This window comes from Streptomyces sp. NPDC016851 (assembly GCF_055562795.1).
Map to the genome: position 1 here is coordinate 1 of NZ_JBVHEP010000009.1, position 24628 is coordinate 24628.

The following is a 24628-nucleotide window of genomic DNA, read 5'->3' on the forward strand; positions in this document are numbered from 1 at the left end:
CAGATCTTTTCTCGACCCGATTTCCTCGGTGCTTTCCAGGTTTCCGCTTCCGCGTTTCCCTTTCCGGCGGCTCCGACTTTATCAGAAGTTCTGAGTCGGATTTCCCTCCTCGGCCGGGCATGGTTCCCGTGCCTGAGTCGGCCGGGTGCCCCTTCGGAAGGAGTTGTAAACCTACTGGAGCGGGGCTCCTCGATGCAAATCGAGGAGCCCCGCTCCCAGTTGGCGCCTGTTCAGGCCCGACGGACCGTCAGACCTCCACGACCACAGGCAGGATCATCGGCCGGCGCCGGTAGGTGTCCGAGACCCACTTGCCCAGCGTGCGGCGAACGAGCTGCTGCAGCTGGTGGGGTTCGACCACGCCGTCCTGGGCGGAGCGTTCGAGTACCTCCGTGACCCGGGGAATCACGTCGCCGAAGGCGGAGTCCTCGATGCCGGAGCCGCGGGCCTGGATGTGCGGGCCACCGGTGATCTTCCCGGTGGACGAGTCCATGACGACGAAGACCGAGATGATGCCCTCGTCGCCGAGGATCTTGCGGTCCTTGAGGGCCGGCTCCCCCACGTCACCGACCGAGAGGCCGTCGACGTAGACGTAACCCGCCTGGACCTTGCCGGAGATCTTGGCCTTGCCCTCGACGAGGTCGACGGCGACGCCGTCCTCGGCGATGACGATGCGGTCGTGCGGGACGCCGGTCAGGGCGCCCAGCTCGGCGTTGGCACGCAGGTGGCGCCATTCGCCGTGCACCGGCATCAGGTTCTTCGGGCGGCAGATGTTGTAGAAGTACAGCAGCTCGCCCGCGGAGGCATGGCCGGAGACGTGGACCTTGGCGTTGCCCTTGTGGACCACGTTGGCGCCCCAGCGGGTGAGGCCGTTGATCACGCGGTAGACCGCGTTCTCGTTGCCGGGGATCAGGGACGACGCCAGGATCACCGTGTCGCCCTGGACGATGCGGATCTGGTGGTCCCTGTTGGCCATCCTCGACAGGGCCGCCATGGGTTCGCCCTGGGAGCCCGTGCAGACGAGGACCACCTCGCTGTCCGGGAGATCGTCGAGCGTCTTGACGTCCACGACCAGGCCCGGGGGGACCTTCAGGTAGCCCAGGTCGCGCGCGATGCCCATGTTGCGGACCATGGAGCGCCCGACGAAGGCGACGCGGCGGCCGTACTCGTGCGCCGCGTCCAGGATCTGCTGGATGCGGTGGACGTGGCTGGCGAAGCTCGCGACGATGATGCGCTTGCGGGCGCCGGCGAAGACCTGGCGCAGGACGTTGGAGATCTCCCGCTCGGGCGGGACGAAGCCCGGGACCTCGGCGTTCGTCGAGTCCGAGAGCAGGAGGTCGATGCCCTCCTCGCTCAGGCGTGCGAATGCGTGGAGGTCCGTGAGGCGGCTGTCCAGCGGGAGCTGGTCCATCTTGAAGTCGCCGGTGTGGACCACCATGCCCGCGGGGGTGCGGATGGCGACGGCCAGCGCGTCCGGGATGGAGTGGTTGACCGCGACGAACTCGCAGTCGAACGGGCCGATGCGCTCGCGGTGTCCTTCCACCACCTCGAGGGTGTACGGGCGGATGCGGTGCTCCTGGAGCTTGGCCTCGATGAGGGCGAGGGTCAGCTTGGAGCCGATCAGCGGGATGTCCGGCTTCTCGCGCAGGAGATAGGGGACGCCACCGATGTGGTCCTCGTGGCCGTGTGTGAGGACGATGCCCTCGATGTCGTCGAGGCGGTCCCTGATGGACGAGAAGTCCGGCAGGATCAGGTCGATTCCGGGCTGCTCCTCCTCGGGGAAGAGCACTCCGCAGTCGACGATCAGCAGGCGGCCGCCGTACTCGAAGACCGTCATGTTCCGGCCGATTTCGCCGAGGCCACCGAGCGGGGTGACCCGCAGTCCGCCTTCAGGGAGCGGCGGCGGCGGGCTGAGTTCGGGATGCGGATGACTCAAAAGACTCTCCTCACCACACACGCCACGTACCGGTAGGGCACGTGGCGCGCATGACGTTCGTGCAGAAGCAGTTGTCGTATGGGTGGTGCGGGCACCGGTGGCCCGCTTATTCAGTTGTGAAGCCGTTGCGCGGGGGGCCGCGCGAAGTCTGATGTCAGAGCTGTACCCCGCCGGCGGCAAGATCGATCTTGAGTTGCTCGATCTCCTCGGGCGCGCACTCGACCATGGGGGCGCGCAGGGGCCCGCCGGGCAGGCCCTTCAGGGCGAGCGCCGCCTTGGTCGTCATCACGCCCTGGGTGCGGAACATGCCCGTGTAGACCGAGAGCAGCTTCTGGTGGATCTCGGTGGCCTTCTGGACATCGCCCGAGGTGTACGCGTCGACGAGGGCGCGCAGCTCGGGGGTGACCACGTGGCCGACGACGGAGACGAAGCCGACCGCGCCCACGGAGAGCAGGGGCAGGTTCAGCATGTCGTCGCCGGAGTACCAGGCGAGGCCGGAGCGGGCGATGGCCCAGCTCGCCCGGCCCAGGTCGCCCTTGGCGTCCTTGTTGGCGACGATCCGGGGGTGCCCGGCGAGGCGGACGAGCGTCTCCGTGTTGATCGGCACGCCGCTGCGGCCGGGGATGTCGTAGAGCATGACCGGCAGCTCGGTGGCGTCGGCGATGGCCGTGAAGTGCCGGTAGAGGCCCTCTTGCGGGGGCTTGTTGTAGTACGGGGTCACGACGAGCAGGCCGTGTGCGCCGGTGCGCTCCGCCGCGCGGGCGAGTTCGATGCTGTGGTGGGTGTCGTTGGTGCCGACCCCGGCCACCACATGGGCACGGTCGCCGACCGCCTCCAGGACCGCCCGTACGAGGTCCCTTTTCTCCGCATCGCTGGTCGTCGGCGACTCGCCCGTGGTGCCGTTGATGACCAGGCCGTCGTTGCCTGCGTCCACCAGGTGGGTGGCGAGCCGCTGCGCGCCGTCGAGGTCGAGTGCGCCGTCCGCCTTGAAGGGCGTGACCATGGCGGTGAGGACCCGCCCGAAGGGGGTCTGCGGAGTGGAGGTCGGAGCCATGGGTTACACGCTACTCGTTGCTCAGGACCGGGTCTGCCCTAGGGGGAGGCGACAAGTCGTGACAAAGGTGGAGCCCGGCACTGCCTGCTCGGGGGTTCAAGCAGTGCCGGACCCGTTTGATCAGGCTAGATGAACTTCTCGAAATGCCGCAATACGGACACTTCGTGCGGCTGAACCGTACATCTGTACCTGATCGGGGAACCGGGGCGCGTCAGGGCGCCACGCGTCCGTTCGCGTTGAAGGCCGCGTAGGTGAGCGGCATGAGCCGGGCCCACTCGGCCTCCATCTTCTCCCCGACCATCTCGATCTCGCGCTGCGGGAAGGACGGGACCTTGGCCAGCTCGTGCTGGGTGCGCAGGCCGAGGAAGTGCATCAGCGAGCGGGCGTTGCAGGTGGCGTACATCGAGGAGTACAGGCCGACCGGGAGGACCGCGCGGGCGACCTCGCGGGCGACACCGGCGGCGAGCATCTCCTGGTAGGCCTCGTACGCCTGACGGTAGGAGTCCTCCATCACGCGGCCGACGAGCTCCTGCTGGGCCTGGGTGCCCTCGACGAAGACGTACTTGCCGGGACGGCCCTCCTGGACGAGCTTGCGGGACTCGTCGGGGACGTAGAAGACCGGCTGGAGCTCGCGGTAGCGGCCGCTCTCCTCGTTGTACGACCAGCCGACGCGGTGCCGCATGAACTCGCGGAAGACGAAGATCGGGGCGCTGATGAAGAAGGTCATCGAGTTGTGCTCGAAGGGGCTGCCGTGCCGGTCCCGCATCAGGTAGTTGATCAGGCCCTTGGAGCGCTCGGGGTCCTTGTTCAGCTCGTCCAGGGACTGCTCGCCGAGGGTCGAGACGCGGGCGGCGAACAGGACGTCCGCGTCGGACGCGGTGTGCTTGACCAGCTCGACGGTCACATCGCTGCGGTAGCTGGGCTTGGGGTCGTCGGCGGGGGTGTCGGTCACGGTTGGCAGGGCCTTCCCATCTCGTCGTGTGGCGACGCCACTCTACGGCCCGGCGGAATCCGTGCGATCGGTGGCGTGCCGCAATGAAGTCGGTGAAACAGGGCACCACTGAGGGAGTTCGTTCGTCTTTAGGGACGAGAGTGATTCGTTCCATCCCCGAAGGGAGAAGCACCCCTGATGTTCGGTCGGCGTGAACCCGTACCGTTTGCCTTTGTTGCTGAGGCCGACAGGTTCCGCAGTAATGTCACTCCCCCACCGCGTGAGCGGCTGTCCGTCGGCCAGATGGCCGGGCGCTGGCTGCTGGGTCTGACCATCGTGGCGGGGCTCGTGGGTTCCCTGGTCATCGGGACGCCCGCGCTGTCGACGGGCGACAACCCGGGCTCACAGCCCCAGCAGTCGCAGGCGTCGCAGAAGAACTGAGCCGCCGCAGACCGGCGATGACTCCATCCGGCCCCCCGCCAGTGGTGACCGGGGACACAGATCGGTAGCCTCACCGGGCACAGCCCACGCATGGATCGAGTGAGGACCAGCCGTGCCCCTGCCCTTCCTGACGGCCGACCGCGTTTTCGAGGCGACGGACGACATTCCGCTGCCCTACGACGACCGTGACCGCTGGCGGCGGCCGTACCGGCCCGGCCCCTGGCGGGTGGCGGCGGCCGCGCTGGCGCTGCTGCTCGCCTCGTTCGTGCTGTTCGCGGCGGTCATCATCGCGGCGACGGCCGAACCGGCCTCGGCCGGTGTGGTCTTCGGGCTCGCGCTGCTGGTCATCGCCGGGGCGCTGCGGCTGCTGCGCGTGGGTGTGTGGGTGAGCGCGCGCGGGCTGCGGCACGTGGGCTTCCTCACCACACGTACGGCGTCCTGGGAGCAGGTCGCCGCCGTGCGGACGGTGCAGCAGCCGGTGCGCTGGCTGGGGCTGCCCCGGACGGTGCAGGGGCAGGCGCTGCTGGTCGTCCGACGGGGGCAGTCGCCCGACGGTGGGCCGGCGCTGCTGACGACGCACAACGCGGACTTCCTGGGCCGGGTGGAGGCCTTCGACCGGGCGGCGGACTCCATCGAGGCGTGGGCCGACGAGTACCGCCCGCACTGACGTCCCGGGTGACCCCGGATTCTCATGCCGGAGGGGCCGGACCGCGAACGGTCCGGCCCCTCCGGCATGAGCGGGGTCCGGCTCAGGCCGCCTCGGGCTGCTTGCCGTCGTGCAGGGCGATCGCGCGTTGCATCGCCTTGCGGGCGCGCGGGGTGTCGCGGGCGTCGTGGTAGGCGACGGCGAGGCGGAACCAGGTGCGCCAGTCGTCGGGGGCGGCCTCCGTCTCGGCCTTGCGCTTGGCGAAGACCTCGTCGGCCGAGTCCCGGTCGATCCGCCCGCTGGGCGTGCGCTTCAGTTCGTCGACGGGCAGGCCGCCCTCGGCGTCGAGTTCGGCGGCGAGGGCGTTGGCCCTGCGGACGAACTGGGTGTTCTTCCACAGGAACCACAGGCCGATGGCCGGCAGGATCAGCACCGCGACGCCGAAGGTGACGGTGAGGGGCGTGCCGGTCTCGATGAGCAGGACGCCTCGGCTGCCGACCAGGACGAAGTAGACGACCAGGACGGCGGCCGTGAGGGCGTAGGTGAGCTTCGCGCGCATGACGGTCAGGTGCTCAGCTCAGGTCCAGGAAGTGTTCCAGGCCGAAGGTCAGGCCCGGGACGCTCCCCACACGGCGGGCGCCGAGCAGGATGCCCGGCATGAAGCTGCTGTGGTGCAGCGAGTCGTGCCGGACCGTCAGGGTCTCGCCCTCCGCGCCGAGCAGGACCTCCTGGTGGGCGAGCAGGCCGCGCAGCCGGACGGCGTGGACCGGGACGCCGTCGACGTCGGCGCCGCGGGCACCGTCCAGGGCGGTGGCCGTGGCGTCCGGGGCCGGGGCGGAGCCCGCGTTGCGGCGGGCCTCGGCGATGAGCTGGGCAGTGCGCGTGGCGGTGCCGGAAGGGGCGTCCACCTTGTTCGGGTGGTGCAGCTCGACGACCTCGACGGACTCGAAGTACGGGGCGGCGATCTGCGCGAACTTCATGGTCAGAACGGCCCCGATGGAGAAGTTCGGCGCGATGAGCACGCCGGTCTCCGGGGACTGCTCCAGCCAGCCCTTCAGCTGCGCGAGGCGCTCGTCGGTCCAGCCTGTGGTGCCGACGACCGCGTGGATGCCGTGGCGTACGCAGTAGTCGAGGTTGGCCATGACCGAGTCGGGCGTGGTCAGTTCGACGGCGACCTGGGCGCCGGTCTCGGCCAGCGTCTCCAGCTTGTCGCCGCGGCTCAGCGCGGCGACCAGTTCCATGTCCTCGGCGGCCTCGACGGCTCGGACCGCCTCCGAGCCGATCCGGCCCTTGGCGCCGAGGACCGCCACGCGCAGCTTGCTCATCTCTTGTGCTTCCTTCACCAGGGGTTGTCAGGCGACGGCGTCGTGCAGGCGGGCCGCCTGTTTGTCCTTCAGCGGGCCGATGACCGACAGGGAGGGCCGCCGTCCCAGGATCTCGCGGGCGACCGAGCGGACGTCGTCCGGGGTGACCGAGGTTATCCGCGCCAGCATGTCGTCGACGGACATCTGCTCGCCCCAGCACAGCTCGCTCTTGCCGATACGGTTCATCAGCGCACCGGTGTCCTCCAGGCCGAGGACCGTGGAGCCCTGGAGCTGGCCGATCGCGCGCCCGATCTCGTCGTCCGAGAGGCCGTGCTCGGCGACGTGGTCGAGTTCGTCGCGGCAGATCTTCAGCACGTCGTGCACCTGCGACGGCCTGCACCCCGCGTACACGCCGAACAGGCCGCAGTCGGCGAAGCCCGAGGTGTACGAGTACACGCTGTAGGCCAGGCCGCGCTTCTCGCGGACCTCCTGGAAGAGGCGGGACGACATGCCGCCGCCGAGGGCGGTGTTCAGCACGCCCAGGGCCCAGCGGCGCTCGTCCGTGCGGGACAGGCCCGGCATGCCGAGCACGACATGGGCCTGCTCGGTCTTGCGGTCGATCAGCTCGACCCGGCCGGCGGTCCGCAGGGCGCGCCGGCCGCTGCGCGGGGCGACGGGCTCGGCGACGGCTTCCTTGAAGGCGCCGGCCTTCTCGAAGGCGGCGCGGACCTGGCGTACGACCTGGGCGTGGTCGATGTTGCCGGCGCACGCGACCACGAGGTGGGTCGGGTCGTAGTGCTTCTTGTAGAAGCGGCGGATGCGGTCGGCGGTCAGGGCGTTGACCGTGGCGACCGTGCCGAGGACCGGGCGGCCGAGGGGGTTGTCGCCGAACATCGTGTGCGCGAACAGGTCGTGCACGCAGTCGCCCGGGTCGTCCTCGGTCATGGCGATCTCTTCGAGGATGGCGCCGCGCTCGACGTCGACGTCCTCTTCGAGGATGAGTGAGCCGGTCAGCATGTCGCTGACGACGTCGATGGCGAGCGGCAGGTCGGTGTCGAGCACGCGCGCGTAGTAGCACGTGTACTCCTTCGCCGTGAACGCGTTCATCTCGCCGCCGACCGCGTCGATGGCGGAGGAGATGTCCATGGCGGACCTGCGGTTCGTGCCCTTGAAGAGCAGGTGCTCGAGGTAGTGCGTGGCTCCGTTGAGCGCGGGCGTCTCGTCGCGGGAGCCGACGTGGGCCCAGATGCCGAAGGTGGCCGAGCGGACCGAGGGGAGGGTCTCGGTGACGATGCGCAGGCCACCGGGGAGGGTGGTCTTGCGGACGACGCCGATGCCGTTGGTGCCCTTGATCAGGGTTTGGGTACGGGCGACGGCCCGCGCCTCCGAGGAGGTGCGGGCCGTCGCCGTCGAGCTGGTCGACGTCACTGGTCGGTGTCGTCCTTCTTGTCGTCGTCGCCTTCGCCCTCGATCACGGGGATGAGGGAGAGCTTGCCGCGCGAGTCGATCTCGGCGATCTCCACCTGGACCTTCGCGCCGACGCCGAGGACGTCCTCGACGTTCTCCACGCGCTTGCCGCCGGCGAGCTTGCGGATCTGCGAGATGTGCAGCAGACCGTCCTTGCCCGGGAGCAGCGACACGAACGCGCCGAAGGTGGTCGTCTTCACGACCGTGCCCAGGTAGCGCTCGCCGACCTCGGGCATCGTCGGGTTGGCGATGCCGTTGATCGTCGTACGGGCGGCCTCGGCGGACGGGCCGTCGACGGCGCCGATGTAGATCGTGCCGTCGTCCTCGATCGTGATGTCGGCGCCGGTGTCCTCCTGGATCTGGTTGATCATCTTGCCCTTGGGGCCGATGACCTCGCCGATCTTGTCCACGGGGATCTTGACGGTGATGATCCGCGGGGCGTTCGGGGACATCTCGTCCGGCGTGTCGATCGCTTCCATCATCACGTCGAGGATGTGGAGGCGGGCGTCACGGGCCTGCTTGAGGGCGGCGGCCAGGACGGAGGCGGGGATGCCGTCCAGCTTGGTGTCGAGCTGGAGGGCGGTCACGAACTCCTTGGTGCCGGCGACCTTGAAGTCCATGTCGCCGAAGGCGTCCTCCGCACCGAGGATGTCGGTGAGGGTGACGTAGTGCGTCTCGCCCTCGATCTCCTGGGAGATCAGGCCCATGGCGATACCGGCGACGGGGGCCTTCAGCGGCACACCGGCGTTCAGCAGCGACATGGTGGAGGCGCAGACCGAGCCCATGGAGGTCGAGCCGTTCGAGCTGAGCGCCTCGGAGACCTGGCGGATCGCGTAGGGGAACTCCTCGCGCGTCGGCAGGACCGGGATCAGGGCGCGCTCGGCGAGGGCGCCGTGGCCGATCTCGCGGCGCTTCGGGGAGCCGACGCGGCCGGTCTCGCCGGTGGAGTACGGCGGGAAGTTGTAGTTGTGCATGTAGCGCTTGCGGGTCACCGGCGACAGCGTGTCCAGCTGCTGCTCCATGCGGAGCATGTTCAGGGTGGTGACGCCCAGGATCTGGGTCTCGCCACGCTCGAACACCGCGGAGCCGTGGACCCGCGGGATCGCCTCGACCTCGGCGGCCAGCGTGCGGATGTCGGTGACACCGCGGCCGTCGATGCGCTTCTTCTCCTTGATGACGCGCTCCCGGACCAGGGTCTTGGTCAGCGAGCGGTACGCGGCGGAGATCTCCTTCTCGCGGCCCTCGAACTCCGGCAGGAGCTTCTCGGCGGCGAGCTGCTTGACGCGGTCCAGCTCGGCCTCGCGCTCCTGCTTGCCGGCGATGGTGAGCGCCTGGGCGAGCTCGGGCTTGACGGCGGCGGTGAGCGCCTCGAGGACGTCGTCCTGGTAGTCCAGGAAGATCGGGAACTCGCCGGTCGGCTTGGCGGCCTTGGAGGCGAGGTCCGACTGCGCCTTGCACAGGACCTTGATGAAGGGCTTCGCGGCGTCCAGACCGGCGGCGACGACCTCCTCGGTCGGCGCCTCGGCGCCGCCCTTGACCAGCTGGATGGTCTTCTCGGTGGCCTCGGCCTCGACCATCATGATCGCGACGTCGCCGTCCTCCAGGACGCGGCCCGCGACGACCATGTCGAAGACGGCGTCCTCGAGCTCGGTGTGCGTCGGGAAGGCCACCCACTGGCCGTTGATCAGCGCGACGCGGACGCCGCCGATCGGGCCGGAGAAGGGCAGGCCGGCCAGCTGCGTGGACGCGGAGGCGGCGTTGATCGCCACCACGTCGTACAGGTGGTCGGGGTTGAGCGCCATGATCGTGGCGACGACCTGGATCTCGTTGCGCAGGCCCTTCTTGAAGGACGGGCGCAGCGGGCGGTCGATCAGGCGGCAGGTGAGGATCGCGTCCTCAGAGGGGCGGCCCTCACGGCGGAAGAAGCTGCCGGGGATCTTGCCGGCGGCGTACATCCGCTCCTCGACGTCCACCGTGAGGGGGAAGAAGTCGAGCTGGTCCTTGGGGTTCTTGGAGGCGGTGGTGGCCGACAGCACCATGGTGTCGTCGTCCAGGTACGCCACGGCGGAGCCGGCGGCCTGCTTGGCCAGGCGGCCCGTCTCGAAGCGGATGGTGCGGGTGCCGAAGGTGCCGTTGTCGATGACGGCCTCGGCGTAGTGGGTCTCGTTCTCCACTAGCGTTTTCTCCGTTACTTTGTCGTCTTTTGTCCCGGGCTGCCCGTGTGGCAGGGGGACGGTGGCGGAGAAGCGCTCCGTGCTGTGCGGGCCGGTCTTCGATCGAAGCACCCGGGGCTCGCTTCCCCCCGGGGGCCACTACCGAGGACCGGCGGCGGCTAGGCGCGCTTCCCCTCTTCTTCTTGTCGTGCTGTGTCGTCCGTATTGCGTTGTGCTACCACACTACAAAGCAGCGGTGACACTCCGCACGTACAGCAAAGGGAGCGGTCCCCTTTCCTGCCGGGAACCGCTCCCTTCACGGCGTCTTACTTGGCGCCCGCCGCACCACGGCGGATGCCGAGGCGGTCGACCAGCGCACGGAAGCGCTGGATGTCCTTCTTCGCCAGGTACTGCAGCAGCCGGCGGCGCTGACCGACCAGGATCAGCAGACCACGGCGGGAGTGGTGGTCGTGCTTGTGGGTCTTGAGGTGCTCAGTCAGGTCGGAGATGCGGCGCGAGAGCATGGCGACCTGGACCTCGGGGGAGCCGGTGTCGCCCTCCTTCTGGCCGAACTCGGTGATGATCTGCTTCTTCGTAGCGGCGTCGAGCGGCACGCGTACTCCTCGTAGTCTGTGATGGCCACCGAGTGCCCCCGGTCTGTGTCTCGGGGGAGCTTCCGTTACTCGGGAGGCGGGGATCCGCTGGGCGCGGCCTCCAGAGCGGTGAGCTCCGGGGGTGCGTACACAAACGGCCGTCGACCAGGGTACCAGGCGGTCAGGGCCGTCTTCGCGCTGGTCCCCGAACCTGCCGGACGGGGCGGCCCGCGCCACTAGGGTGAGCAGGTTCGGATCGTTCGTACGGCATCCGGACGTTCGGAACCGGTACGTCGGGAAGGGGTCGCTACGGCATGGCGGAGACGGCTGAGGAGATCAAGGCACGCAAGGAGCGGGAGCGGGACGAGCTCTACGCCCTCGACATCTCCGGTGTCGAGTGGCACTGCGCGCCGGGCACCGAGGAGCACGAGGAGCGGGTCGAGATCGCGTACCTGCCCGAGGGGGCGGTGGCGATGCGGTCCTCGCTCGACCCGGACACGGTGCTGCGCTACACCGAGGCGGAGTGGCGGGCGTTCGTACTGGGAGCGCGGGACGGGGAGTTCGATCTGGAGCCGCGGTCGCACAACGGGGGCTCGCAGGCGGAGTCCGTGCAGTAGTCGCGGTAGCTGCGGTAGTTGCGGTAGTTGTGCGGAGCGCGACGAGGGCGGGGCGGGCCGGTGGCCGGCCGTCCCTCGTCGCGCTTCTTCATGTGCGGTAACGCAAGATGGTTCGCGGTTCTTCACCGTACTCGCCCTGATTGTTCACCAAAGTGTGTGCTCTGTACGTCACTTCCGGGCAGCTTCTGGGCAGGTTGTGACACGACGGACAGGTGCTCGGGGGTGGACGGGCCTGCCGAGGCGGGGCTTGTGGTGATTAGGCTGGGACCGGGCGCGACGCCAGAACCCGTGAGTAGGCGTGAGCGTCCCAGGGGGAGAGCGGGGGAGCTTGGTTTCGGACGACCTCGGACGACCCCTTCTTACGCCTCAGAACGACTTCGTACGACGTCGGACGACAAGCAAGGGTCGCCCCAGCACGGCATGAGGGTGCTCGACCAACCAGGAGGAACACTGTGAGCAGCGATCGGGACGGGAACCGCGGGGGCTGGGCGACACCCGGCGATGACCAGCCCGACGCGGAGTCCGCGGCAGAGGTGACGGGCGAGTTCACCATCGACTACGCGCCGCCGGCCTGGTACACGCAGAACGCCTCGGGGGGCTCCAGCTCGGGGCAGGGGGCGGGTACGTCCGAGGACTCCAGTGCTTCCGGGGCGCCCGGGGGTTCCGGGAGTTCCGGGGCGCGTGGGGGTTCCGGTGGGCCGAGTGGGCCGGTTCCGCCGCTGCCGGGGCTCACTCCCCCGCCGCATGCCAATCCTTCCGGTGCGGCGGCGTCCATTCCGAGGCAGGGGCAGGGGCCAGGACACGGGCACGGACACGGGCAGGGACAGGGGCAGGCCGCCGGCTCGGCTCCGGTGTCGGCTCCTTCTCCGGCTCCTTCTCCGACTCCAGGGGCGCCTTTCACTCCGCCCGCGCCGCCGCCTGCCCCGGGCGCTCCGTTCACGCCTCCCGCTCCTCCCGCACCCGCTCCGGGTACGCCCTTCACGCCGCCCGCGCCTGCTGCGGGGTCGTCTGCCGGAGGGCCGACTGCCGTGCCCTGGCTTCCGGTGGGGTTCGAGCCGCAGGGACGGACCGAGACGCCTGCGGCGGATCCGGCCTCTCCTACGGCCGTGCCGAACATCCCCGCCGGCGGGTATCAGGCGCAGTGGGCGCCGGCCGCTCCGTCGGAGGGGTCGGAGCCCCCGGCTGCTCCGGCCACTCCCGAGGCTTCGGCTGCTGCTCCTGCCGCTCCTGCCGCTCCGGCTTCCGAGGAGGCGGAGCCGGAGAGCGGTGACCTGGAGAGCGGTGCCACGATGCGGTTCTCCGCCGTCGCCCTGAAGCGGGAGATCGAGGAGCGTGCCGCCGAGGTCGAGGCACGGCTGGAGTCGGCCGACGACGACCAGGACGAGGACAAGGGCGGGGACGAGGACGGTTTCGCCGTCGCTTCCGGCCCGGGCGACGGGGCGGAGCCGGGTGAGGAGTCCGGCGGTGACGTCGAGGACGCTCCCAGTCACGCCGAGGACGAGGCCGACGCCGATGAGGACGTCTCCTCCGACACGGCCGTCGCGGTTGACGTGGCCGACGCACCCGGTGTGGACGGTCCGGCTTCCGACGACGCCGACAGCGAGGATGCTGATGCTGCGGTGACCGCACCGGAAGAGGAAGCCCCCGAGGACGCGGCTGCGGCTGCGGCTGCGGAGGAAGCGGCTCCGGAGGCGGAGACGGGCGCGGCCGTGCCGCAGGATGCCGAGCCTGAGGACTCCGCGCCCGCGGATGCGGTGCCTGCGGACGAGGCTCCGGCGGATGCGGTGCCTGTCGACGAGGTCCCGGCCGACGCAGTGCCTGCGGAGGAGGTCCCGGCTGCTCCCGAGCCGGCCGACGCACAGCCCGCAGACACCCCGCCCACCGACGCCCCACCCGTGGGCCCCGAGCCCACCGACGCCGTGCCCGCCGACGCCGCTCCCGAGGACGCCGCTCCGCAGGACGCCGCCGTGCCGGGCCCGGCCGACGCCCAGCCCGCCTGGACTCCCCCGGCGCCGCAGGCCATGCCGCCGCTGCCGCCGTCGTATCAGCCGGCCGCCCCGGCCCCGGCCAGCCAGTGGCCCGCACAGCCGCAGGCCCAGCCTCAGGCTCAGCCCCAAGCACAGCCCACGGACCCGAACGCTCCCGCGCAGGGGCAGCCGCCGTTCCAGCCGCAGGCGCCGCAGCCCGCGCCCGCCGCCTGGAACCCGCCGGCCGCACCGACGCCGCCGCCGAGCCAGCCGTCCGCCCAGCCCGGACCGCAGCCCGGCGCCTATGGCTTCCCGCAGCCGGGGGCTCCGGCCCCGGCCGCACCCGACGGCCAGGGCGGCTACGGCTTCCCGCAACCGGGCGCTCCCGCCCAGCCCCCGGCCGCACAGCAACCGCCGGCCCAGCAGCCCAACACGCCCCCCACCCCTGCCCCGAACACGCAGGACGGCTACGGCTTCCCGCGCCCCGGCGCCCCTGCTCAGCCCCCAGCCGCACAACAGCCGCCGGCCCAGCAGCCCAACACCCCGCCCACCCCTGCCCCGAACACGCAGGACGGCTACGGCTTCCCGCAGCCCGGGCCCAACCCCCAAGCCGGTTACGGCTTCCCCCACCCCGGCGCGCCCACCCAACCCCCGGCCGCACAGCAGCCGCCGGCCGCGCAGCCCCCCGCCCAGCAGCCCAACACCCCGCCCGCCCCCGCGCCCAACGCGCAGGACGGCTACGGCTTCCCGCAGCCCGGCGCGCCCGCACCGGCCGCTCCCCATCCGCAGGGATACGGCTTCCCCCACCCCGGCGTGCCCCCGCAGGGCCAGCCGCAGCCCGAGGGGCAGCCGCCTCAGCAGCCCGTGGACCCGCGGACCGGGGCCGCATGGCCGCAGCCCATGCAGCACGACCAGCGGCAGCCGACCAACCCGGGGGCCGCGCCGCTCGGTTACACCGCTGCCGTCGAGCTGTCGTCCGACCGGTTGCTCAACAGCAAGAAGCAGAAGGCGAAGAGCAGCCGTCCGGTGGCCGGTGGCGGCCGGTTCAAGATCGGTGGGAAGAAGGAGGAGGCCGAGCGGCAGCGGAAGCTGGAGCTGATCCGCACGCCCGTGCTCTCCTGCTACCGGATCGCCGTGATCAGCCTCAAGGGTGGTGTCGGCAAGACGACCACGACCACCGCGCTCGGCTCCACGCTCGCCACCGAGCGGCAGGACAAGATCCTCGCGATCGACGCCAACCCGGATGCTGGAACCCTGGGGCGTCGCGTGCGGCGCGAGACCGGGGCCACCATCCGTGATCTCGTCCAGGCGATCCCGCACCTCAACTCGTACATGGACATCCGGCGGTTCACGTCCCAGGCGCCGTCGGGCCTGGAGATCATCGCCAACGACGTCGACCCGGCCGTGTCCACGACGTTCAACGACGAGGACTACCGGCGCGCGATCGACGTGCTGGGCAAGCAGTACCCGGTGATCCTCACCGACTCCGGTACAGGTCTGCTCTACAGCGCCATGCGCGGTGTGCTGGACCTCGCCGACCAGCTCATCATCATCTCGACGCCGTCGGTGGACGGTGCGAGCAGCGCGAGTACGACGCTGGACTGGCTGTCGGCGCACGGGTACGCCGATCTCGTCTCGCGGTCCATCACCGTCATCTCCGGTGTGCGCGAGACCGGCAAGATGATCAAGGTCGACGACATCGTGTCGCACTTCGAGACGCGCTGCCGGGGCGTCATCGTCGTGCCGTTCGACGAGCATCTCGCCGCCGGTGCCGAGGTCGACCTCGACATGATGCGGCCGAAGGTGCGGGAGGCGTACTTCAACCTCGCGGCGATGGTCGCCGAGGACTTCACCCGCCACCAGCAGGCGCACGGCCTGTGGACCTCCGACGGCAACCCGCCGCCGGTGGCCGCCCCGCCGCTGCCCGGCCAGCAGGTCCCGGGCCAGCCGGTCCCCGGCCAGCCTCCGTACCCCGGACAGCAGCAGCCGGGACAGCCGTACCCGCAGCAGCCTGGTCCGTACCCCCAGCAGCCGGGGCAGCCCTACCCGCAGCAGCCGGGACAGCCGTACCCCCAGCCCGGCCAGCCCTACCCCCAGCCGGGGCAGCAGCCGTATCCGCAGGCGGCGGGCCAGCCGCCGTACCCGCAGCAGGCGCAGCAGGGCCAGCCCGGGCAGCCGTACCCCCAGCAGCCCCAGCCCGGGCAGCCTCCGGCCGCCCCTCCGCAGCCGGGCTACGGCTACCCGCAGCCGGGACAGCCCGGCCACCCCGGCCCCGGTCACCCCGGGCAGCCCGACGGGCAGGGTCAGACGCCGCCGCCCCCGCCCCCGACGCAGTAATCGCCTCACCCGATCGGCCCCTTTCGAGGGGCCGATCCCCTTTCCGGCCCGCGCCGTTCCGACTCGGCGCGGGCCGCCGTGCGTTCCGGGGCCGTCCGGGGCGAAATCCGTTGCCAGGCCCTGGCCTGGGGCGCGTCAGTGGTCTCGACCAATGGCCGTGAAAAGCTCGCCAATTCGTTATTTCCGCAGGCCACAAGGGGTGAACGTGCCGTTGACGGGTGGAGACGGCCGCTGATACACACTCAGCATCCACTGACTGCTGATCAACCCGTCCTTCCCGTCCGAGCGATGACGCGAGGTCCGACCATGGGCACGAAAGATCAGACACGCAGCCTCCCGCGCGGCCTCGGGCTCGTCGCCGTGGCCGGTGCGGCGGCGCTCACCCTCACCGCCGGTCTCGCGACCCCGCTCGACCCGGCGCCCCGGCAGGCCCGGGCGGCCGACGACGGCAAGAAGACGCTGACCGTCGCGGTGGCGCAGAGCGTGGACTCGCTCAGCCCGTTCCTCGCGGTCCGGCTGCTCAGTACGAGCATTCACCGGCTGGTGTACGAGTACCTGACGAACTACGACCCCAAGGACAACCACGCCATCCCGGGCCTGGCCACCAAGTGGGAGCCGTCGCCGGACAAGCTGACCTGGACGTACACGATCCGCTCGAACTCCAAGTGGTCCGACGGCAAGCAGGCCACGGCCGAGGACGCGGCGTGGACGTTCAACAAGATGATGACCGACTCCGGCGCGGCCACGGCGAACGGCAGCTATGTCGGCAACTTCCGGAAGGTGACGGCGCCCAGCCCGACCAAGCTGGTCATCGAGCTGAAGAAGCCGCAGGCCACGATGACGGCGCTCGATGTGCCGATCGTGCCGAAGCACGTGTGGGAGAAGGTCTCGGACTTCTCCGAGTTCAACAACGACAAGAGCTTCCCGGTGGTGGGCAACGGGCCGTTCGTGCTGACCGGGTACAAAGCCGACAGCTACGTCCGGCTCAAGGCCAACAAGAGGTTCTGGCGCGGGTCGCCGAAGTTCGACGAGCTGGTCTTCCGCTACTACAAGGACCAGGACGCGGCGGTGTCGGCGCTGCGCAAGGGCGAGGTCTCGTTCGTCGCCGGTTCGCCGTCCCTGACGCCCGCTCAGGCGGCCTCCCTTCAGGGCGCGGAGAACATCAAGGTCAACGACGCCCCCGGCCGTCGTTTCTACGCCCTCGCGACCAACCCGGGCGCGAAGGCGAAGAACGGCAAGAAGTTCGGCGACGGCCACCCGTCCCTGCTGGACCAGCGGGTGCGCAACGCGCTGTTCAAGGCCGTCGACCGCAAGGCCGTCATCGACAAGGTGTTCCAGGGACACGCCGTCGAGGGCGAGGGCTACATCCCGCCGCGCTTCTCGCAGTACTTCTGGAAGCCGTCGGGCGGCCAGAAGCTGACGTACGACCCGGCCGAGGCGGCCCGGATGCTCGACCGGGCGGGTTACAGGAAGAACGGCGACGGCAAGCGCGTCGGCAAGGACGGCAAGCCCATCACCTACCGGGTCCTGTGCCACGCCACCGACCCGAACGACAAGGCGATCGGCAAGTACCTCCAGGAGTGGTGGGGCGAGCTCGGCATCGGCGTCCAGCTCAACTGCCTGGACAACGTGACCGACCCCTGGCTCGCCGGCAAGTACGACCTGGCCTTCGACGGCTGGTCGGTCAACCCCGACCCGGACTTCGTGCTGTCCATCCACACCTGCGGCGCGCTCCCGGCGACCCCGGAGGAGACGGGCGCGACCGACAACTTCATCTGCGACAAGAAGTACGACGAGCTCTACGCCCGGCAGCTCGCCGAGTACGACCCCGCCAAACGGGCGGACATCGTCAAGCAGATGGAGTCGCGGCTGTACGACCTCGGGTACATGAACGTCATGGCGTATCCGAACGCGGTCGAGGCCTACCGAACGGACCAGATCGAGTCCATCACGACCATGCCGGCGAAGGCGGGGAACATCTACGGCCAGGACGGCTACTGGAGCTGGTGGTCGGCGATCCCTGCGGAGTCCAGTGGCTCGTCGGACAACGCGTCGTCGGCGGGGGTCGTGGCCGGGATCGTCGGAGGTGTCGTGGTCCTCGCCGGGCTCGGCGTCTTCGCGGCGATGCGGCGGCGCTCCACCGCCGAGGACCGCGAGTAGAGCGGGGACACGGACACTCATGACCGCTGACGCGACACCCGCGCTGGTCGAGGACAAGCACGCGGTGGCCGGGGCGCGGGTACGCAAGAGCTCCGCGTACCCGCGGTACCTCGCGGGCAAGGTGGCGGGCGCGGCCGTCTCGCTGCTGGCCGTGCTGGTCACCAGCTTCTTCCTCTTCCGGCTGATCCCCGGCGACCCGGTGAAGACCATGACGGGCGGCCGTCAGGTCTCGGCCGAGCAGCTGGCCGCCTATCGCGAGGAGTTCGGGCTCGACCTGCCGCTGTGGCGGCAGTTCACGGACTACTGCGGCAAGGCGCTCACCGGCGACTTCGGGACGTCGTACCAGTTCCGGGCCCCGGTCGTCGACAAGATCACCGAGGCGCTGCCGAACACCCTGCTGCTGACCGGGACCGCCTTCGTCCTCTACACCGCGCTGGGCATCTTCCTCGGCACCCGCTCGGCGTGGCGGCGCGGCGGGCTCGGCGACCGGATCAACACCGGCCTCGCGCTGACGCTGTACTCCATCCCGTCCTTCTGGCTCGGGCTGCTGCTGATCATCGTGCTGGCGGTGGGCATCGGCCCGGTCCCGGGCATGTTCCCCACCGGCGGCATGGAGTCGGGCGGCGAGGAGGGCTTCGCGTACGTCGTCGATGTGGCGCACCATCTGGTGCTGCCGGTGGTGACGCTGGTGGCCGTGGAGTACGGGCAGACGCTGCTGGTCACGCGGTCGGCGCTGCTGGACGAGATGGGCAGCGACTATCTGACGACCGCGCGGGCCAAGGGGCTGCGCGACGACCTCGTACGGCGTCGGCATGCCGTGCCCAACGCGCTGCTGCCGACCGTCACGCTGATCTTCATCAACCTCGGCCGGACGGTGGCGGGCGTGATCCTCGTCGAGACGGTGTTCTCCTGGCCCGGGCTCGGCGGGCTGTTCTACCAGGCGCTGAGCGTGCCCGACCTGCCGCTGGTGCAGGGGCTGTTCTTCGTGTTCGCCGCCGCGGTGATCCTGATGAACACCCTCGCCGACCTGGTGTATCCCCTGCTCGACCCCCGGGTGGCCCGATGACGACGACGACCGGCACGGGCATGGGTCCGCGCGCCCTCGCCCGGCAGCGGCGCCGGGCCTCCGTCGCGCGCTTCTGGCGGCAGTACCGCTCCGAGCGGGCGGGGCTGTACGGCCTGACCGCACTCGCCCTGTGCGCGCTGCTGGCGCTGTTCGCGCCGCTGTTCGTGGGCTCCGACATGAGCAGTGTGACCGGCGCGCCGGGGCGTCCGATGCAGAGCCCGAGCGCGGAGTTCCCGCTCGGCACGGACCAGTTCGGGCGGGACCTGCTGGGCCTGCTGGTCTGGGGTTCGCGGGTGTCGCTGCTGGTCGGGCTGCTCGCGGCCGTGCTGTCGGTGGCGATCGGCACGCTGATCGGGGTCACGGCGGGGCACTTCAAGGGCTGGTACGCGACCGTCATGATGCGGATCACCGACTGGTTCCTGGTCATGCCGACGCTGGTGCTGGCGATCGCCCTGGCCACCGTGATGTCCCGCTCGCTGACCACGACCGTCGTGGCGATCGGCGTCACGACCTGGCCGACCACGGCCCGCCTGGTGCGCGCGCAGACCCTCGCTGTGGAGACCCGGCCGTACATCGAGCGGGCGAGGGCGCTGGGCGGCGGGCACTGGCACGTCATGTCGAGGCACGTCCTGCCCAATGTGATGCCGCTGGTGCTGGCCCAGACGACCCTGATCATCTCCTCGGCCATCCTCGCCGAGGCGACCCTCGCCTTCCTCGGGCTCGGCGACCCGACGGTCGTGTCGTGGGGCGGGCTGCTCCAGGACGCGCGCGAGGCGGGCGCGGTCAGTGCCGGGGACTGGTGGTACCTGGTGCCGCCGGGCATCGCCATCGCCGTGGTGGCGCTGGCGTTCACGCTGTGCGGGCGGGCCGTGGAGTCCGTCCTCAACCCCAGGCTGGGGGTGTCGCGGTGACGCTGCTGGACGTCAGGGACCTGACGGTGACGTACCCGGGCGGGGCCGCGGCCGTGCGCGGGGTGGACCTGCGCCTGGACGCCGGGCAGAAGCTCGGCCTCGCCGGGGAGTCCGGCTGCGGCAAGTCCACGCTGGCACTGGCCCTGCTGCGGCTGCTGCCCGCCGGGACCCGCATCACGGGTGAGGTCATGCTCGACGGCGAGGACGTGCTGACGATGAAGTGGGGCCGGGTGCGGGCGGTCCGCTGGGCCGGCGCCTCGGTCGTGTTCCAGGGCGCGATGCACTCCCTGAACGCCGTGCACCGCATCGGCGACCAGATCGCCGAGCCGATCCTGCTGCACAAGAAGGCGACCCCGGCCGGGGCGAAGAAGAAGACCGGGGAGCTGCTGGAGCACGTCGGCCTGCCCGCCGCCCGCGCGGACGCCTACCCGCACGAGCTGTCCGGCGGGCAGCGGCAGCGCGTCATGATCGCCATGGCGCTGGCCTGCGATCCGCGGCTGATCATCGCCGACGAGCCGACCACCGCGCTCGACGTGATGATCCAGGCCCAGATCCTCCGGCTCATCGAGCAGCTCGTCGCGGACCAGGCCCTGGGCCTGATCATGATCAGCCACGACCTGGCGGTCCTCGCCGACACCTGTGACCGGCTGGCGGTGATGTACGCGGGCCGGGTCGTCGAGGAGGGCCCGGCCCGGCAGGTGTACGAGGACGCCCGGCACCCGTACGCCAGGGCCCTGTCGGCCGCGTTCCCGCGCATCGGCGACCCGTCCTCCCGGTTCGCGCCGCAGGGGCTGGCGGGCGACCCGCCCGACCCGGCGGCGCTGCCGTCCGGCTGTACGTTCCATCCGCGGTGCCCGGTGGCGCTGGAGTCGTGCCCGGAGGAGGACCCGGTGCTTGCCGAGGCGGGGCCGGAGCGCCGGGCGGCGTGCGTCCTGGTCGGGTCGCCGGCTCAGGAGCTCCGCGAGGCCCGCGAGGATCCGGACGCCATGGAAGAAGCGAGGCCGAGTACGCCATGACCACGTCCCCCACGGCCCCCGAGGTCACCACGGCGCCCCTGCTGAGCGCCCAGGGCCTGCACGTCACCTTCCCCGGCCGGCACGGCGGCCCCTGGGCCCGCGCGGTGGACGGGGTCGACCTCGACATCCGGCCCGGCGAGATCGTCGCGCTGGTCGGCGAATCCGGCTGCGGAAAGACGACCCTGGCCCGCTGTCTGCTGGGCCTGGTCGAGCCGACCTCGGGCCGGGTCACGTTCGACGGCCGCCCGCTGGCGTACTCCGGCCGGTCCCTCAAGGCCTACCGCAAGCGCGTCCAGCTGGTCCTCCAGGACCCGAGCGGCTCGCTCAACCCCCGGCACACGGTGTACGACGCGGTCGCCGAGGGTCTGCGCATCCACGGGTACGGCGGTGACGAGCGGGCGGCGGTCGCCGAGGCCCTCTCACGGGCCGGGCTGCGGCCACCGGAACGCTTCTTCCTGCGCTATCCGCACGAACTGTCCGGCGGGCAGCGCCAGCGGGTCGTCATCGCGGGCGCGCTCGTCCTGGAACCCGACCTCCTCGTCGCCGACGAGCCGGTGGCGTCCCTCGACGCCTCCGTGCGCGGCGAGATCCTCGCCCTGCTGCTGCGGCTGCGCACGGAGCTGGGCCTGTCCGCGCTGGTCGTCACGCACGACCTGGGGCTGGCCTGGAACATCGCGGACCGGGTCGCCGTGATGTATCTGGGCCGGATCGTGGAGACGGGCGCGGTGGAGCAGGTCCTGACCGCGCCCCGTCACCCGTACACGCAGGCCCTGCTGTCGGTGCTGCCGGAGGCACCCGGCGACCCGGTGGTCCTCACCGGCGAGCCGCCGGACCCGTCGCGGGTGCCGTCCGGCTGCCGTTTCCACGCCCGCTGCCAGATCCTCGCGAGCGGCGAGGCGGACCGGGCAGGCGTCGCGGACGCGTGCCGCAACCAGGATCCGGAGATTCTCGACGGCAGCGGCACGGCCCAGGTGGCATGCCACTGGGCGACACGCTGAGGGGAAACCGGGCGGGACCTCCCGGCTCACTGTGTCGCCCGGCCAGGGCTTCTCTTGTGGATCACGTCGCGCGAGCCGTGGATCGTAGGATCGGGGTCATTGCTGCGTGAGGGGGCGGGATGGCTGGGACTTCCCCGGCTTCGGGCGACGTACTGGAGCCGGTGAGGCGACACCTGCGAGACCCCTCGTATGACTTCGACGTGGGGCCTGGCTGGCGTCTGTTGGTACTTGAGTGCCATCAGGCCGTGGTCGCGGAGTTCCCGGAGTATGAGCTTCTTGCCGTGAAGCAGAAGTGGGGGTCTTTGTCCTTCCAGGCGTTTCCGCGGCCGTGGAAGCCTGACGGCAACTGGACGGATGCCGAGTCCGCACGTGTCAGTGCTGTGACTGAAACGTTCGCTGACCGCAGTGAGGGCACCTGCGAGCGGTGCGGTGCCGTTGGCTCACCGCGTGAGAGCCGACGGATCCTCCTGGTGCTGTGTGATCGGTGCGAGACGCGCGTTCCGGAGCACGGTCGTCTGCTCTAGCCGCGCGTCCCCCCGGCATGGGCGAGGGCGCTGGGGGTCCTGCAGCCGACGATCGCCGGGGCCTCCTGGACGAGTGTGTCGTCGGTGAGCGCTTCCACCATGAACAGCGCGAAGTCCACGCGGCGCGTCAGGTTGCCGGCCAGTACCGGGTCGCCCACGTGCCTGCTCCACACGGGCAGGCCCTGGCTCTCGCCCTCCTCCAGGGAGCTGCCGCGCACCACGGTCCACCGGGTGTCGCTGGCGAACACCCGGCGGCACGCCTCGACCTGGTCGTCGAGTTCGACGGCGCGGACGAGCTTGGCCAGCACGGTGGCGATCCGGACGCCCAGGGTGAACAGCCGTGAGTACCTGTCCTTGCCGTCGCGGGTGATGTGCCAGCCGCAGGAGAAGACCAGGCGCGCGCCCGGCCGTGCGTGGTCGAGCACCGCCTGCGCCGTGCCCGACGCGTACTGCCGCACACCCCACGGGACCAGCACCGTCAGCACGCCGTCGCACCCGGCGACCGCCCGCCGGATCACCTCCGGGTCGTTCGTGTCTCCGGGGACGACGGTCATCCGGCCTTCGAACGCGGCCAGCTTCGGCACGCTGCGCTCCCGGCACACCCCGACCACCTCGTAGCCGCGCTCCAGCGCGTGGCCGACCATGTACTGCCCGAGCTTCCCCGAAGCCCCGATGATGCAGACCCTCTTCACGCGATCCGTGTCCATGGCGCGGCCCCTTTCACCGGGATGCCTACCTTATGTTGTAAGGCAAGCTAGCCTTATGCCGTAAGGCGGTCAAGGGAGCGCACGAGGACGTCAGAAGGAGGGCCCCGGGTGGGCGAGGGAAACAAGGGCCGGCGGGGGGCGTCGGCGCGCACCCCGCTCAGTCGCGAGCGCGTGATCCGCACGGCGATGGCCGTGGCGGACGAGAAGGGAGCGGCCGCGCTCACCATGCGGGCCATCGCCGAACCGCTGGGCGTCGAGGCGATGTCGCTCTACCACCACGTCGCGGGCCGGGAAGACATCCTCGACGGCATGGTGGACGCCGTGTTCGGCGAGATCGACCTGCCGCCGCGCGAGATGGACTGGAAGAGCGCCCTGCGCCACCGCGCGGACTCCGCCCGTGCCGTTCTGCTGCGCCACCCCTGGGCCGTCGGGCTCATGGACTCCCGCTCGCAGCCCGGCCCGGCGACCCTGCGCCATCACGACGCCGTCATCGGGACGCTGCGCGCCGGGGGATTTTCCGTCCCCATGACCGCGCACGCCGTCTCGCTGATCGACAGCTACCTGTACGGGTTCGTGCTCCAGGAACTGAGCCTGCCGTTCAGGGGCGCGGCGGAGCTGGACGAGGTCGCGGGCGCCATCCTGCGCGACATGCCCACCGACACCTACCCCCACCTCACCGAACTGGCCACCGAACACGTCCTCAAGCCCGGCTACGACTACGCCGGCGAGTTCGCCTTCGGCCTCACCCTCATCCTCGACGCCCTCCACCCGGACGAGGCCGCCGGCGCACAGCGAGTGCCCTGATGTGCCAGGGCCGTCAGGCGGACCGCTCGGCCGCCGCCACCAGCTCCCGGCAGCGCTTGACGTCCTCGGCAATCTGCTCCAGCAGCGCGTCCAGTGTGTCGAACCTGGCCTGTCCCCGCACGAACGCCAGGAAGTCGACGGCGACATGGAGGCCGTACAGGTCGAGGCCCACCCGGTCGATGGCGTACGCCTCCACCGTGCGCTCGGTGCCGTCGAACTGCGGGTTCGTGCCGACGGAGATCGCGGCCGGCATCGCCTCGCCCTGGGCGTGCAGCCAGCCGGCGTAGACACCGTCGGCGGGGATGGCGGTGTGCGGCAGTGTCTCGACGTTGGCGGTCGGGAAGCCCATCTCGCGGCCGCGCTGGGCGCCCCGGACGACGACGCCCTCCACCCGGTGCGGCCTGCCCAGGATCTCGGCGGCGCCCTGGACGTCGCCCTCGGCGACCAGACGCCGGGTCAGCGTCGAGGAGAACGGCTCGCCGCCGCCCGCCTCGCCGGTCACGTACAGGTCGACGACCTCGACCTCGAAGTCGTAGATCTTGCCCTGCTCCGCGAGGAACTCGACGTTGCCCGCGGCCTTGTGGCCGAAGCGGAAGTTGGGGCCCTCGACGACCGCCTTGGCGTGCAGCTTGTCGACCAGCACCTTGACGACGAAGTCGGCCGGGGACAGCTTCGAGAACTCGGTCGTGAACGGGAGGATCAGGACGGCGTCCACACCCAGATCGGCCATGAGTTCGGCGCGGCGGTGGTGCGGGGCGAGCAGCGGCGGATGGCTGCCGGGGCGGACGACCTCGCTGGGATGCGGGTCGAAGGTGACGACGACGGCGGGCACGCCCAGCTCCCGGGCGCGGTTCACGGCATGCCGGATGATGAGCTGGTGTCCGCGGTGGACTCCGTCGTAGGAGCCGATGGTGACGACGCTGCGCCCCCAGTCCTGGGGGATGTCCTCCAAGCCACGCCAGCGCTGCACTGTGCCTGCTCCTTGTCGAAAGCTCGTCG

20 protein-coding genes are annotated in these 24628 nt (G+C 70.8%); 10 read left to right on the forward strand and 10 right to left on the reverse strand.

Translation table 11 applies throughout. The features are described 5' to 3' along the window. Window positions 1-247: 247 nt before the first annotated feature. The 3 genes from ACZ3I3_RS16050 to thyX form a co-directional block, all read right to left on the reverse strand. On the reverse strand, window positions 248-1933 hold the full coding sequence (locus tag ACZ3I3_RS16050; RefSeq protein ID WP_467365523.1) for a ribonuclease J: 1686 nt from the start codon (window positions 1931-1933) through the stop codon (window positions 248-250). A 154-nt stretch (window positions 1934-2087) separates the two neighbouring features. Further along, on the reverse strand, window positions 2088-2987 hold the full coding sequence (gene dapA / locus ACZ3I3_RS16055) for a 4-hydroxy-tetrahydrodipicolinate synthase (RefSeq protein WP_467365524.1): 900 nt from the start codon (window positions 2985-2987) through the stop codon (window positions 2088-2090). 211 nt (window positions 2988-3198) lie between these two features. Further along, window positions 3199-3939, reverse strand: a complete 741-nt coding sequence (gene thyX / locus ACZ3I3_RS16060) for an FAD-dependent thymidylate synthase (protein ID WP_279546991.1) — start codon at window positions 3937-3939, stop codon at window positions 3199-3201. 177 nt (window positions 3940-4116) lie between these two features. Here thyX and ACZ3I3_RS16065 point away from each other — a divergent pair, with 177 nt between their 5' ends. Together ACZ3I3_RS16065 and ACZ3I3_RS16070 are read left to right on the forward strand one after the other, a co-directional pair. Further along, window positions 4117-4359 carry a hypothetical protein gene (locus ACZ3I3_RS16065; protein WP_274820197.1) on the forward strand — a complete coding sequence of 81 codons (243 nt, stop codon included), beginning with the start codon at window positions 4117-4119 and terminating at the stop codon, window positions 4357-4359. 112 nt (window positions 4360-4471) lie between these two features. Then, window positions 4472-5026, forward strand: a complete 555-nt coding sequence (locus tag ACZ3I3_RS16070; RefSeq protein ID WP_467365526.1) for a hypothetical protein — start codon at window positions 4472-4474, stop codon at window positions 5024-5026. A gap of 82 nt (window positions 5027-5108) precedes the next feature. On the opposite strand, the gene ACZ3I3_RS16075 is transcribed toward ACZ3I3_RS16070, so the two are convergent. From ACZ3I3_RS16075 to rpsO, 5 genes are all read right to left on the reverse strand, one after another. Next, window positions 5109-5564 carry a tetratricopeptide repeat protein gene (locus ACZ3I3_RS16075; RefSeq protein WP_467365528.1) on the reverse strand — a complete coding sequence of 152 codons (456 nt, stop codon included), beginning with the start codon at window positions 5562-5564 and terminating at the stop codon, window positions 5109-5111. A 13-nt stretch (window positions 5565-5577) separates the two neighbouring features. After that, a complete protein-coding gene (gene dapB / locus ACZ3I3_RS16080; RefSeq protein WP_274820191.1) occupies window positions 5578-6330 on the reverse strand; it encodes a 4-hydroxy-tetrahydrodipicolinate reductase in 753 nt (250 codons plus the stop codon). A gap of 27 nt (window positions 6331-6357) precedes the next feature. Then, window positions 6358-7737 (reverse strand): M16 family metallopeptidase, encoded by a 1380-nt coding sequence (locus ACZ3I3_RS16085; RefSeq protein WP_467365530.1) that lies wholly within the window; start codon window positions 7735-7737, stop codon window positions 6358-6360. Further along, complete coding sequence (locus ACZ3I3_RS16090; protein ID WP_399414837.1) at window positions 7734-9950, reverse strand: polyribonucleotide nucleotidyltransferase; 2217 nt, start codon at window positions 9948-9950, stop codon at window positions 7734-7736. The genes ACZ3I3_RS16085 and ACZ3I3_RS16090 overlap by 4 nt, the downstream gene beginning before the upstream one ends. Window positions 9951-10255: 305 nt before the next feature. After that, the gene (rpsO, locus tag ACZ3I3_RS16095) at window positions 10256-10543 is read right to left on the reverse strand and encodes a 30S ribosomal protein S15 (RefSeq protein ID WP_003993372.1); all 288 of its coding nucleotides are present in this window, start codon (window positions 10541-10543) and stop codon (window positions 10256-10258) included. A 293-nt stretch (window positions 10544-10836) separates the two neighbouring features. Here rpsO and ACZ3I3_RS16100 point away from each other — a divergent pair, with 293 nt between their 5' ends. The 7 genes from ACZ3I3_RS16100 to ACZ3I3_RS16130 all read left to right on the forward strand — a co-directional run bounded on the left by ACZ3I3_RS16100 (window position 10837) and on the right by ACZ3I3_RS16130 (window position 21594). Then, window positions 10837-11139: a DUF397 domain-containing protein gene (locus tag ACZ3I3_RS16100; RefSeq protein ID WP_467365533.1), complete on the forward strand. Its 303-nt coding sequence runs from the start codon at window positions 10837-10839 to the stop codon at window positions 11137-11139. Window positions 11140-11591: 452 nt separating this feature from the next. Further along, window positions 11592-15443: an SCO5717 family growth-regulating ATPase gene (locus tag ACZ3I3_RS16105; protein WP_467365535.1), complete on the forward strand. Its 3852-nt coding sequence runs from the start codon at window positions 11592-11594 to the stop codon at window positions 15441-15443. Window positions 15444-15749: 306 nt separating this feature from the next. Continuing rightward, window positions 15750-17603, forward strand: coding sequence for an ABC transporter substrate-binding protein (locus tag ACZ3I3_RS16110; RefSeq protein ID WP_467365537.1), 1854 nt, complete (start codon window positions 15750-15752; stop codon window positions 17601-17603). 19 nt (window positions 17604-17622) lie between these two features. After that, complete coding sequence (locus ACZ3I3_RS16115) at window positions 17623-18669, forward strand: ABC transporter permease (protein ID WP_467365539.1); 1047 nt, start codon at window positions 17623-17625, stop codon at window positions 18667-18669. Further along, on the forward strand, window positions 18666-19580 hold the full coding sequence (locus tag ACZ3I3_RS16120; protein ID WP_467365540.1) for an ABC transporter permease: 915 nt from the start codon (window positions 18666-18668) through the stop codon (window positions 19578-19580). The genes ACZ3I3_RS16115 and ACZ3I3_RS16120 overlap by 4 nt, the downstream gene beginning before the upstream one ends. After that, window positions 19526-20596, forward strand: coding sequence for an ABC transporter ATP-binding protein (locus ACZ3I3_RS16125; protein ID WP_467365542.1), 1071 nt, complete (start codon window positions 19526-19528; stop codon window positions 20594-20596). Before ACZ3I3_RS16120 ends, ACZ3I3_RS16125 begins: the two co-directional genes overlap by 55 nt. Beyond that, complete coding sequence (locus tag ACZ3I3_RS16130; RefSeq protein ID WP_467365544.1) at window positions 20593-21594, forward strand: oligopeptide/dipeptide ABC transporter ATP-binding protein; 1002 nt, start codon at window positions 20593-20595, stop codon at window positions 21592-21594. Before ACZ3I3_RS16125 ends, ACZ3I3_RS16130 begins: the two co-directional genes overlap by 4 nt. A gap of 520 nt (window positions 21595-22114) precedes the next feature. On the opposite strand, the gene ACZ3I3_RS16135 is transcribed toward ACZ3I3_RS16130, so the two are convergent. Continuing rightward, on the reverse strand, window positions 22115-22825 hold the full coding sequence (locus ACZ3I3_RS16135; protein ID WP_467365546.1) for an NAD(P)-dependent oxidoreductase: 711 nt from the start codon (window positions 22823-22825) through the stop codon (window positions 22115-22117). A gap of 186 nt (window positions 22826-23011) precedes the next feature. On the opposite strand from ACZ3I3_RS16135, the gene ACZ3I3_RS16140 reads away from it, so the two are divergent. Next, window positions 23012-23629: a TetR/AcrR family transcriptional regulator C-terminal domain-containing protein gene (locus ACZ3I3_RS16140; protein WP_467365940.1), complete on the forward strand. Its 618-nt coding sequence runs from the start codon at window positions 23012-23014 to the stop codon at window positions 23627-23629. A gap of 13 nt (window positions 23630-23642) precedes the next feature. Here the strand turns inward: ACZ3I3_RS16140 and ACZ3I3_RS16145 are convergent, their stop codons facing one another. Then, the gene (locus ACZ3I3_RS16145; RefSeq protein WP_467365548.1) at window positions 23643-24599 is read right to left on the reverse strand and encodes a bifunctional riboflavin kinase/FAD synthetase; all 957 of its coding nucleotides are present in this window, start codon (window positions 24597-24599) and stop codon (window positions 23643-23645) included. Between the last annotated feature and the right edge of the window lie 29 nt (window positions 24600-24628).